The sequence below is a fragment of the Paenibacillus sp. 2KB_22 genome, from assembly GCF_052115745.1.
GTDB lineage: Bacteria > Bacillota > Bacilli > Paenibacillales > Paenibacillaceae > Paenibacillus.
In genome coordinates this window covers 247,415-259,820 of record NZ_JBFRHG010000003.1, presented here as the reverse complement: position 1 = coordinate 259,820, position 12,406 = coordinate 247,415, and the positions used below count along the sequence as shown (strand labels likewise).

At 49.8% G+C, this 12,406-nt stretch carries 9 protein-coding genes; 2 read left to right on the top strand and 7 right to left on the bottom strand.

What is annotated here, in order from left to right; genetic code table 11:
• Positions 1-148: 148 nt before the first annotated feature.
• Both AB4111_RS20090 and AB4111_RS20085 read left to right on the top strand, forming a co-directional pair.
• Entirely contained in the window at positions 149-1,342 is a 1,194-nt protein-coding gene (locus AB4111_RS20090; RefSeq protein ID WP_442032949.1) for an MFS transporter, read from the top strand.
• A gap of 217 nt (positions 1,343-1,559) precedes the next feature.
• Positions 1,560-2,417 (top strand): aldo/keto reductase, encoded by an 858-nt coding sequence (locus tag AB4111_RS20085; RefSeq protein ID WP_442032948.1) that lies wholly within the window; start codon positions 1,560-1,562, stop codon positions 2,415-2,417.
• Positions 2,418-2,571: 154 nt separating this feature from the next.
• Here the strand turns inward: AB4111_RS20085 and AB4111_RS20080 are convergent, their stop codons facing one another.
• From AB4111_RS20080 to AB4111_RS20050, 7 genes are all read right to left on the bottom strand, one after another.
• Positions 2,572-4,671, bottom strand: a complete 2,100-nt coding sequence (locus AB4111_RS20080) for a glycosyl hydrolase family 18 protein (RefSeq protein WP_442032947.1) — start codon at positions 4,669-4,671, stop codon at positions 2,572-2,574.
• Entirely contained in the window at positions 4,672-6,243 is a 1,572-nt protein-coding gene (locus AB4111_RS20075) for a chitinase (RefSeq protein ID WP_442032946.1), read from the bottom strand.
• Positions 6,244-6,620: 377 nt separating this feature from the next.
• Entirely contained in the window at positions 6,621-7,682 is a 1,062-nt protein-coding gene (locus AB4111_RS20070; protein WP_442032945.1) for a pectinesterase family protein, read from the bottom strand.
• A complete protein-coding gene (locus AB4111_RS20065; protein ID WP_442032944.1) occupies positions 7,679-8,791 on the bottom strand; it encodes a glycoside hydrolase family 88/105 protein in 1,113 nt (370 codons plus the stop codon). Before AB4111_RS20065 ends, AB4111_RS20070 begins: the two co-directional genes overlap by 4 nt.
• Positions 8,792-8,836: 45 nt before the next feature.
• Positions 8,837-9,799, bottom strand: coding sequence for a LacI family DNA-binding transcriptional regulator (locus AB4111_RS20060; protein ID WP_442032943.1), 963 nt, complete (start codon positions 9,797-9,799; stop codon positions 8,837-8,839).
• Between the two features lie 38 nt (positions 9,800-9,837).
• Positions 9,838-11,433 (bottom strand): extracellular solute-binding protein, encoded by a 1,596-nt coding sequence (locus AB4111_RS20055; RefSeq protein ID WP_210109402.1) that lies wholly within the window; start codon positions 11,431-11,433, stop codon positions 9,838-9,840.
• 68 nt (positions 11,434-11,501) lie between these two features.
• Positions 11,502-12,383, bottom strand: a complete 882-nt coding sequence (locus AB4111_RS20050; protein WP_192135300.1) for a carbohydrate ABC transporter permease — start codon at positions 12,381-12,383, stop codon at positions 11,502-11,504.
• Between the last annotated feature and the right edge of the window lie 23 nt (positions 12,384-12,406).

Genomic DNA, 12,406 nt, shown 5'->3' with positions numbered 1-12,406 from the left:
GATGAATTGAATTACATCCGTCGCATGCTATATAGGCACCAAAAAGTACGTAGGGTACTAAAAAGTACGTACTATTCAATCTATACTGAATAACTCATAATAGCATTTGCCGGTACGTAAATCTACATTCGGGGGAGTTGAGCAAGAAATGTTACAAGATTCAAAACGCAGCACGTGGGCACTGTTAGCACTGGCCATTAGTGCATTCGCGATCGGTACCACAGAATTTATCAGCGTTGGGCTCCTGCCCCTCATTGCAGATGACCTGGGCATTTCCGTAACTACAGCGGGACTGACCGTTACTTTATATGCATTAGGCGTTACCTTTGGGGCTCCTGTTCTGACCTCACTGACGTCTACCATATCACGCAAAACGCTATTGCTTGCCATCATGATAGTCTTCATTGCGGGGAACACGATGGCTGCACTGTCGACGGGCATCACCATGTTACTCATTGCAAGAGTGGTGTCCGCTCTGGCACACGGAGTGTTCATGTCCATAGGCTCCACCATTGCAGCCGATCTGGTGCCTGCCAACCGCAGGGCGAGTGCCATTGCCATCATGTTCTCCGGTTTAACGATAGCTACTGTAACTGGCGTACCTCTCGGTACACTTATCGGTCAACATTGGGGCTGGCGCGCTGCGTTTATCCTAATTGTTGTGATTGGTATCGTTGCCATGATTGGGAACATGATACTCGTGCCATCCACGCTGAAGCGAGGAACACGAACAGCATTTCGGGATCAGCTGAAGCTGGTTACAGGCGGACGCTTGCTGCTTGCTTTTGTCATCACTGCCGTTGGGTATGGAGGAACATTTGTTGTCTTTACGTACCTGTCCCCGTTATTGCATGATATCAGCGGATACTCCGAGAAAACAGTCGCGTTCATTCTGTTGTTGTACGGAATCGCCATTGCTGTCGGCAACATCATCGGCGGCAGAGCAGCCAATCGTAACCCGCTCAAGGCTCTCTTCTACATGTTCATCATTCAGACGATCATTCTGGCTGTGATGTACTTCACCGTTCCGTTTAAGTTGGCAGCACTCCTAACCATCATGGGTATGGGACTACTTGCTTTCATGAATGTGCCTGGTCTTCAGATGTATGTAGTAACTTTGGCTGAACGATATGCACCACAGGCCAAAGATGTAGCCTCAGCCTTTAACATCGCTGCGTTTAATGCAGGGATTGCTATAGGAGCCTATCTGGGTGGCGTGATCAATGACTCCATTGGTTTGATTCACACGACATGGGTCGGAGCCTTAATGGTTCTCGTAGCTGTAATCCTGACCGCATGGGCTAAAATGCTGGAAAGCAAGGATCAACATGCATCCGTCTAAATGGAGAAAGCTTTGTTCTAATTTCCATTCCGACCTTGGGTCGCACTCTTATATAAATATCAATTCCAGCCTTCAAGGGGAACCGGTTTCATATCGTATTTTACTATACTATATACGTTGAACCCAATTTGATCTACTATGATTTAATTTTGTATGATAAAAAACGATAATTCAGCTTGAAATCACTGATTTTTACACACTTTAAGGAGGAAATCTCATGACAACAGCCCAAACCGCACAACATTTACAATCCACAGTAACTCTGCATAACGGTGTTCCTATGCCTTGGTTCGGACTTGGTGTATTTAAGGTAGAAGAAGGATCTGAACTGATCGAAGCTGTGAAAAATGCGATTAAACATGGCTACCGTAGTATTGATACTGCTGCAATATACGGTAATGAAGCTGGTGTTGGACAAGCGATTGCAGAAGCTTTGCAAGAAAACAACCTGAAACGCGAAGAACTGTTCGTGACATCCAAAGTATGGAATGCAGACCTCGGATATGAAGAGACGCTTGCTGCTTTTGATACGACATTGAACAAATTGGGACTGGAATACCTGGACCTGTATCTGATTCACTGGCCTAAGGCAGGCAAATACAAAGCAGCCTGGAAAGCAATCGAGGAGCTGTACGCAGCAGGTCGCATTAAGGCTATTGGCGTAAGCAACTTCCAGATTCATCATCTCGAAGACCTGATGCAGGATGCCAAAGTGAAACCGATGATCAATCAGGTGGAATATCACCCTCGTCTGACTCAGGTTGAGCTTAAAGCCTTCTGTGAGAAGCATGGTATCCAGCTTGAAGCATGGTCACCTCTGATGCAAGGTCAGCTGTTGGACAATCCAGTACTCACGGCGATTGCTTCAGCCAAAGGCAAATCGGTTGCACAAGTAATCCTGCGTTGGGATCTGCAAAATGGGGTCATTACCATTCCGAAGTCTACCAAGGAAAACCGGATTATTGAGAACTCCTCCATCTTCGATTTTGAACTCTCAAATGAAGAGATGGAGCAGATCAGTGCTCTGAACGAAGATGTACGCGTTGGACCTGATCCGGACAACTTTGATTTCTAATGAATAGCCTTTTGCGAGCCTGCGTTGTTTGACATAATATAACGAAAAACCACCGGACAAGGAACCGGTGGTTTTTCGTTATATTCTCTTCCCTATAGCCAAACCTCGCTAACACTGCATATTTCAATTCAAAATGAGGTATTGCATATTTTAACTATTGAACCTGCCACAATGCAGGGACATTGGATGGTTCCCACCCAGGCAAGGAGGTGTGGGACTGCAAACATTTATACGTCTTGCCGTTATATGTGACCAACTGTCCTACAGTATAGGCTGTATTCGCCTGCCAGGCGGAAACGCCCGGGTTCGTCGTTCCTGCTGCCGTTTTCACAGTCACCGCATTGCTCGCAGCAGAACCATTCCCCGCCGCATCCTTTGCTTTCACCGTAAATGTATACGAGGTGTCCGCAGCGAGCCCACTGATCGTTGCTGTCGTTCCGTTCACAGATGTCGCCAAAGCCGTTCCATTGTACACATCATAACCCGTTACACCCACGTTATCCGTAGATGCCGCCCAGCTCAGCGTTATGCTGGATGTCGTTTGCGCTGTCGATGCCAGGTTCGTCGGTGCAGTTGGCGCTTGCGTATCACCTCCCGGCTGAGTCGTAGTGCTTACAGTTACAGCATTACTGGCTGCAGACAGATTGCCTGCCGCATCTTTTGCTTTGATCGTAAAGGTATAGGAAGTACCCGCGGACAGGCCGCTGATTGTTGCGGTCGTTCCGTTGACGGAGGCAGCAAGATTGGCACCATTGTAGACGTTATACCCAGTAACACCCACATTATCTGTTGAAGCATTCCAAGCCAGCGTCACCGAGGTAGCTGTCACACCTGTCGAGCGGGCATTTCCCGGTACGCTTGGCGCCGTCGTATCTGCTGGAGGCACCGTACCTCCGGTAGGCAGGTCGGCTTTCAGTTTATTTTGGAGTGTTTTGTTCCGGTCACCGCTAAGCTCCCAGAACATCGCACCACCGAGTCCCTTACTCTTGATATAAGCGGTTTTATATCCAATAGACTCCGCATCATCATAGCTAATAAAACGCTTGTTGGTTGCATTATAGAGATATGGCACCTTGGCCGTGTCATTCCAGTAACGCGTGTACCCGTTTTTGTTAATGTAATTGGTCTCCAGATCATAGAAGTCAAAGGAACCTGCTTCCCATGTTCCAACGGAAGAACCTCCCGTACAGGTCTGATACTGACCATTGCTCGCCTGTGCGCATCCATCCCAGCCGCGGCCATAGAATGGAACACCAAGCACAAGTTTGGCGGCTGGTACCCCGGCATTCAGATGCCCTTGTGCTCCGGCAGCCACATTAAATGTATTTGCATCCGGCACCCCGGCAGCCGAAGCCGCAGGGTCATAGTTCAACGGCGCGTTATGCGCGCTGACTTTTTGCCAGGCCCCGTTAAAATCGTATGTCATAATATTAATCCAGTCTACGATGGCAGCTATATTGGCAAGCTCAGTATTTGCAGCATAGGTCGTCGACGCTCCGCTTGCAATCGTAAGCAGATACTTCTTGCCGTCCACAGCTCCGGCAGCATCCAGCTTCTCACGGATTTTGCTCAGAAGCAGTGTGTAATTTTGCTTATCCTCCGGACGTTTGCTGTTACCATCCAGCCCGCCTGATACCGGGTACTCCCAGTCCAGATCCACCCCGTCAAAATTGTATTTTCGCAGGAAATCCACGGCAGAGTTCGCAAATACTTCTCGCGTTGCAGCAGTCGCAGCTACATCAGAGAAGCGGTTGGACCACGTCCATCCTCCGACGGAGATGATTGTCTTCAGATTAGGATTGATTTGTTTCAGCTTGTTCAGCTGATTGATATTGCCTGCAATGGGTTGATCCCATGTATCCCCTGCAAATGTCTTCCCCGTATCGATCCAAGGATCGCCAAGCACAATTGTTCCGTTGGGCACATTAATTGTCTGACTTTTTTCATTCTGACAAGTCCAAGTTACAGGATTTGGCCCCGAAGGGTCCGGATTTCCATGAATACCGTTCCAGCAAATATCGGCAAAAGCATAGTTGATATGCGTGACCTTGGTTGGGTCGATATCTGTTACATTGTAGTTTCTCCCGTACGCAGCCCAGGACGGATAGTAACCAACAATTTTATAAGAATCCGCTGCTGCTGCTGTAGCGGGTTGGAGCACAAAAGAAGGAACAATGATGGATAAGAGCAGGGATAGACCCAGTAAAAACGTTGCAGTCTTCTTGAAAGCAGTGTGTTTATTGAAAGGTATCATCTAATACACAACCTCCTTTGTCGTTTGCGTACTCAGCCCGTTCAGGAACGGACGATGTGCGCTCGAAAACTGGTTATTCGTATATGCGTCCCAATTGATTGACCAGGTCATAATCCCTTTTATCCCCGCATAGCCGGCAGGCTGGCGCAAAGTATAGGAACCGCCGTATGACACACCTTTGATCAGGTAATTCAGCGCCTTCTGCAGATCGGCCGGCGTGGTATACCCTCCTCCGGCAGCCTGTTGGGAGGCCGGTACGCCGATCGCAATCTGGTCCGGTCGCAAGGCACTAAAGAACGGGCCTGAACTGCCGCCTACATGAAAGCCTTGAAGCAGCATCTCCGCCATGGCCACATGGAAATCGGCTGTTCCTTGCGCGTAAGAGCGTCCATCCAGCCCCACCATGGAGCCCGTGTTATAGTGCTGCACATGTAGCAGAGTTAGATCATTACGCAAGGCATGAATGACTGGCAAGTATGCCCCCCAAGGACCGCCGTAGCTCAAATATCCCCCCTGTACATAGGCCGTCTCCGGGGCAGCCGTCAGGATGAAATTGGCGCCGAAGTGTGACTTAACCGCTTTCACACCTTGGATGAGGTTAACAATTTTCGGTGTAGTTGGACTACGGAAGTCGGTATCCCCTGCATTCAGAGACAGGGAGCTTCCCTCCAGATCGATATCGAGACCATTGAAACCATACGTGGAAATGATTGATTTTAATGAATCTTCGAATTGCTGTCTCTTGGTCGCGTCGGTGAGCTCAATGGTACCGTTGGCTCCCCCCATGGAAAGCAGTACTTTTTTTCCCTGGCTTTGCAGGTAGGCAATATCAGATTTGAATTCGGCTACCGTCGCATTGTATGGAGTAAAAGCAAGCGTTCCACTGCCATGTGAAATCGGTTCGGCAAAGGAGACATTAATGACGTCATAGGCTGTTGATACATTACGAAGTCTGATATTCGTTGAACCATTATCGAAGTTGTGCCAGTAGCCGATCAGCCATTTGCTGCCGGTTGGCCCAGGATTAGAAGAACCGTTGGAAGTTGTTACACTGAGGGAGGTGCTCGCAGCGGATATATTGCCTGCGGCATCTTTGGCTTTTACCGTAAATGCATAGGTCGTGCTGGCTGTCAGTCCCGTGACTACAGCTGTTGTAGTTGAGGTACTTGTCACAAGAACGCCATTCCGGTACACCTCGTATCCCACTACGCCCACATTATCCGTGGATGCATTCCAGGCAAGACTAACGGAGGTGTTCGTTATGGCGGATGAAGTCAGACCCGCAGGAACAGAAGGTGGCGCCGTATCTGGCGTTGGCGTTTCCCCTCCCGAACCTTCCCCGACGTATTTCCACAACGCGGGTACAACAGAGGGCTCCCATCCGGTCAATGCCGTGTGGGCCTGAATACACTCATAATCTTTATTTTGATAAGTGACGAGGTCGCCTTTCTTGTATGCGGTGCCTGCCTGCCACTGGGCGGCGGCATCGGCTCTCGGTGCAAACCACAAAAGAAGTAGAAGAAATACCAAAGCAAATGTAATAACCGGGCGGAATCGAATAGCTTGATTCAAGCAAAATCCCTCCTGTACTAAGGATACGTTCACCTTGCAAACAAAGATATCCATCGTCCACCTGCATCTGATCTGTGATCGATTAGAGCCAGCCTCATTCAGCCATCTGATGTTGCGTGTCGCTTCACTCCCTTCCCTAATCCAAAATGGACCTTCCCCTCTCGTTTTCTCTTTCAGCAGACATCACCAAATTTTACAGGGAATTTACAGATCCTCACCCTGTATTTAATCAGTAAAATGCCTAGGAGATAAGGGATAAAATAGTTCTATTGGGGGCGAAAAATGTAATATAGCGCACAGAAAAGGCTTTCCGCCAAGTCCTCAGGAGACTTGAAAGAAAGCCTGTGTTATATATTGTGTAGAGAATAGGGCGAATCTTACCGCTGCTCCCCTCTCCCTTCAAAAGGCTGCCAACCATCCATGCCGGATAGAATCAGAGGTACAGCGTACTCCGCCGCTTCCTGTTCGGTCAGCATTTTGGCCCAAGGCACACGATCAGCAGCACGTCCGGCACCAGGACCGGCACTGTTATATTCCGCATACTGAACGGTCTGCTCTGCATCTGTCTTGTTCCAGTTATGCCATCCCTCTCGCTTCACATGAGCGCCGATCCAGCAGTTCAGAAAACAGACTTTGGCATGATGACGCCACGGTCTGCCCAGATACACCGACTGCGGCGGAGCATTGCTGGTCAGATCACAGTCCAGAAATACATAGCCGTAACGCACATCCTCTGGCGTAGATGCTGCGGTAATCCAGCCGTTCACTTGCCCATCCGCAGCCTCCGCTTCAGTCAGGCGATTCTTCGTAAAGATCTCGCACCCCTTAAATACCACCGTAGCCGAGCCAAAAATAAAATCGATATCGCCTTCGATGTAACAGTCTTCGAAATACTGCCGCAGTTTGCGCCGCTCGGCACCATCACGTGGCCCGCCAAAGTAACTGCGGTCCATGGGCTGCTCCGGCAGCGGGCCAGTGAAAATCGTATCCTGGTGACCGATCAAACGACAGCGACGAAAGGCCGCCCGGTCTCCATCTACGTAAACGGCCAGCGCCTGACCAACCTCCCTGCCCGGCCCGGCAGCATTTACGAAGGAAACCCCCTCTGCCGTGAAATCATCGGCACCGATGAAAGCTGTATAGGAATGAAACGTATGATATGGCGACCCGTCCGGGAACTTCTTGAGTGCATAATCATCATACGTAATGATTGTCTGCTCCGCCCCGTCACCAATCAGATGGATGCCCGGCTTCTCCATATGCAGCTTCTCATAATAAACACCAGCTTTCACTCGAATCGGGACGTTTCCGATGCCATTCTCCGGCAGCGCATCGACTGCAGCCTGAATCGTCACATAATCCCCCGTCCCGTCTGAAGCAACAGTCAGACAGGGAGTCGATGATTCCAATGCTGTATTCGGCAATCTCTGCTGTGTCATGGCAATCGCTCCATTTCCAGCGCTGCCAGCAGGAGCGGAGCCACCCCCATAAAGGAATCGCTTACAACCGCTTCGCTCACATAGTAGCTGTACGAGCCATCCCGGTCCAGACTTAGTCCTGCGCCATGACAGATCCCGTTTAACCGAACGCCGTCAGCCGTCTCCTCCACCAATCTGGAGGAAAGCCCCTGCCATCCTTTCTCCGCCGCTGCTCTGAAATGCGGCTCCAGATACTTTAGCCGTACCCCCTTCGCAAGTGCATATATAAACATGCTTGACCCGGATGCTTCCAGATAGTTGCCTTTGCGGAACCCCTGATCCAGCACCTGGAACCATAACCCGCTCTCCTGCTCCTGCACGCGCACCAAAGCATGGCACATCCGTTCGAAGATACCGATGATGGTTCCGCGCTTTGCATGATTCACGGGAAAATGTTCCACGCTGTCCACAATCGCCATGGCATACCAGCCCATCGCCCGGCTCCAGAAGTGTGGCGAGCACCCTGTCGATGAATCGGCCCAGACCTGCTCCTTCGATTCATCCCAACCATGATAGAGCAGTCCGGTCCGGGGATCACGGGTCTGGCGTTCGATCAGCAGAATCTGGTGTGCCACTTCATCCCATAACTCGGGGTGATGAAATGTCTTCGCATACTCGGATAGAAAGGGAGATGACATATACAGGCCGTCCAGCCACATCTGGAAAGGATAGATTTTTTTGTGCCAGAAGCCACCCTCCGACGTTCGAGGTTGCCCTGCAAGCTGTGCGGCCAAGAGATGCGCCGCTTCTGCGTAACGCCGATCTTCTGCACCATCCAGTAATGCAAACAGGTTTTTTCCCTGATTAATCTGATCCAGATTATATTCTTCCAAAGTATACGTGCCAATAGAACCGTCTGGCTGGATATACAAGTCCATATGTTTTTTCATAAAATCAACATACTCTTGCTTGCCATAATATCGCCCAGTTCGTGCCATCGCCATCAATGTCATACCTTCCACGTATGCCCATCGTCCCGAAGGGAACGCATGATAACCGTCCCCGTCACATTGCTGGATGATCGTTGCTGCAATTCGCTCAGACCAGGATAACTGTGTCTGTACCTGCATAAGCAATTCCTCCTTGAATGTTGTATCCACCTAATACATGTATGACTAACACTTTGCCGTTGAATTGCGAAGGTTCAATTTGGGCTGGATGACTACCGGAACGTCCACCTGTTCATCACGGATTAACGATACAATCAGCTCTGCTGCCTGCACGGCCAGTTCATCCAGAGACGGACCAATCGTCGTTAAGGCCACCTCGGCATACTGCATATCCGGCAGATCATCATACCCAATTAACGAGATATCGCGGGGAACGCTGTACCCAGCCTCAAGCAAAGCCCGGAGCGCACCTCGGGTGACCAGGTTGTTCAGTCCAATAAAAGCTGTCGGCGACTCCGGCCCAAACGTATGATTCCGTATGGCAAAATATCCGTCTTCCCAGGAGGAATACGCTGGCAGCACATGATCTTCGTTAAAAGCCAGACCCGTGCGCTGCAACGCTTCCCGGTATCCCTCCAGTTTAATATTCTGCGAGTTGCCGATGAATCCGATTCGGCTGTGCCCCAGCGATTTTAGATGCTCCACTGCTTTGAACAGTCCTTCTTTGCGGTCAATCTTGATGTAAGGAGAGTTCGGAGCTTCATCTGTACCCAGCACAAAACATGGCATGTTGAGTGTCGAGAACTTTTTCCAAAATACATCCCGATTATCCAGTGCATAGTCCCACAGAATACATCCATCCACACGCAGCTGGCTGAAGACATCCACGCCATCATCCGCCACAACCAGGATCATCTGATATCCCCGCTTCTTCAGCTCGGTGTGCAGACGGCCGGAGATGTTCGAGAATAACGGATTGCTCAGTTCATCCAGCACAAAACCGATGATGTTGCTCCTGCCGGTGGAGAGCTGCCGGGCCAACATATTTTTCCGATATTGGTGTTTCTCTGCGACCGCAAGCACCTTCTGCTTCGTTGCCGGTTTGATTCGGGGATCATCATTCAGCGCCTTTGATACTGTGCTATAGCTCACCCCCGCCAGTTTGGCAATGTCTTTAATGGTTATCAAAATCAATCAACACCTCTCATACGCCTGAAACCTATTTCCTATTTCTGTGCAGCCTTATAACGATCATATTGTGCCTGTCTGCCCGCAATAACCTGCTCTATGTTCATCTTCTTCAACGTCTCAATATAACTGTCAAACTGGTCCAGACTGGCATCACCGCTAATAAACTTGAAATTCATCTCTTCCACATATGTGGTAATGTCAGGCATCGCCATGCTCTCCACGCTCGCTTCATCCGGCAGGGCATAGACAAACGGGAACGGTTCACGGACATACGGCTCCAGTTCCTTATCCATCTTCGCATGCCAAGGGGCCACGACGGAATCGGCAGAATCGGTGGATTGAATGTTCGGCAGATTCACCGGACCGATGCCGAGCTTCTGAATGTATTCATTGTCCTTGCCTTTGTCCGTAAATGTCTTCACGCCATTCTCTTCCGTATACGTGTCATCCTTGATGCCCCACGTATAATACGTCTGTGCCTCTTCACTTACCGCATAATCCAGGAAGCGGAAAGCCAGCTCCGGATTTTTGCTATCCCGCGTGATACCGAAGATGCCGCTAACCGGGGTACGACCGATGTAGAACTGATCGCCATGCGGTCCTTTCAGTGGCAGAATGCCTTTGATGATTGGCTCTTCCGGATTGTAATCCTTGAACAGCGGGCTGTAGACCATCGACATGTACCAGCTGAAATTAAATGTGGCTCCTGTCACATCCTGAGAGATACGCGATGTGACCTGATCACTCGTAGTACTCGCATAATCCACCCCAAGCAGACCTTCCTTGTACAGTCCATTCAGATAGGTCAGGTATTCCTTGTACGCTGGCTCATAATAACTGAAATGCACCTTGCCCTGATCGTCTGCATAAAACTGGTTGGACAGATCGAGACCAAACGCGGGGCCAAAGGCCATTGACACAAATTTTGCTTCCATGGACAGCGGAATCTCATCGGCTTTTCCGTTGCCGTTCGGGTCGTCTGTCTTGAACTTGCGCAGCATCGCCGTAAATTCATCCAGCGTGGTTGGCTCGCTTAATCCCAGCTTATCAAGCCAGCGCACATTAACCATAAATACCGGCATGTAGTTGCGGGTTAACGTCTGCTGCGGGATATAATACATTTTACCATCTGGTGTTGTTAAACTGGCTTTGACCGAAGGCGACTTTTCATATATTTTTTTGAGATTCACGCCGTACTTCTCCACCAGATCATTAATTGGAATGAACAGACCGCTGTTAATGTACTTCATCAGCTGATCCTGATCCGGCAGGTACACGATATCGGGCAAGCCGGTACCGGCAGCCAGCCTCGGATTGACGGCATCCGCATAATTCTGCGGCGGAATTAGATCCCAATCCACCGTCACACCGGCATTGCTCTCAATTTTCTTCACAATGGCGGCGGTAGACAGATCCACATTGGTCGTCCATGCGTTGGTTCCGAGAACAGACAACTTGGCATCCGTCTGATCCGTTACCGGTCCTGCTCCGGTATAATTGAAGGCTGGCTCCGAAGTGGACGGGGTACTCCCCGCATCGGTTCCCGCCCCTGTTCCGCCGCTACATCCCGCCAGGCTGATTGCCAGTATCGCTGCGATTACACTTTTTCTTCCTGCCCCTTTAAATCTCATCCATCATTCCTCCTTGGTATGAACCATTCTGAACTCCCTTGAATGACATGACACTTAAGTAATAAAAGCTATCCTTTCACGGCTCCGAGGGTGATCCCCTTAACGAAGTACCGTTGGATAAACGGGTAGATCGTAACAATAGGCAGAATGCTGACCACAATGGATACATAACGAACCTGAAGGGAGGAGACCGCCAGCGCACCAGATGTCATCGTACCGCCCATCTTCTGCATCACTTCCGGCGAAGCCATGATCAGCACCCTTCGCAGGAACATCTGTAAGGGCTGCATATCCTGTTTGCCCAGATATAATAGGGCCGTGAAAAAGTTGTTCCAGTGGAATACCGCATAGTATAGCGTGAGCACAGCCAGTGTTGGCTTGATGATCGGAACCGCCAGACGATACAGCATTGTCATCTCATTGGCCCCGTCTATACTGGCACTTTCAAAAATCTCATTCGGAATGCCTTCAAAGGCCGAACGGCAGATCATGACGTTAAACGTAATCACCAGCACAGGCAGCACCATGACCCAGCGGGTATTGTACAGCCCAAGCGAGGTAATCAGCATGTAGACCGGAATGAGTCCACCCGAGAAATACATGGTGAAAGCGATGAAAAAGTTCAGCTTGCGACGCAAGAAAAACTGCTGTCTGGATAACGGAAACGCGGCAAGACATGTTGCCACAATATTCAACAGTGTGCCTACCACGGTGTACCAGAGGGTGTTGTAGAACGACACCCATAACTCCTTGTATTGCAATACCATTTGGTAACCTGACAGGGTAAAGCCGACGGGCCACAATACAACTTTTTGTTTGTCGATGGCATCCACCGAGCTGAATGAAATGCTGATGACGTACAGAAAGGGATACAACGTGACAACAACCGCCAGTATGGTCAGCAGGTAGACACCTCCGTAGAACAAACGGTCACTTCTCGATTTTTGCATACAGGTCTCCTTTGGTCCGGGTT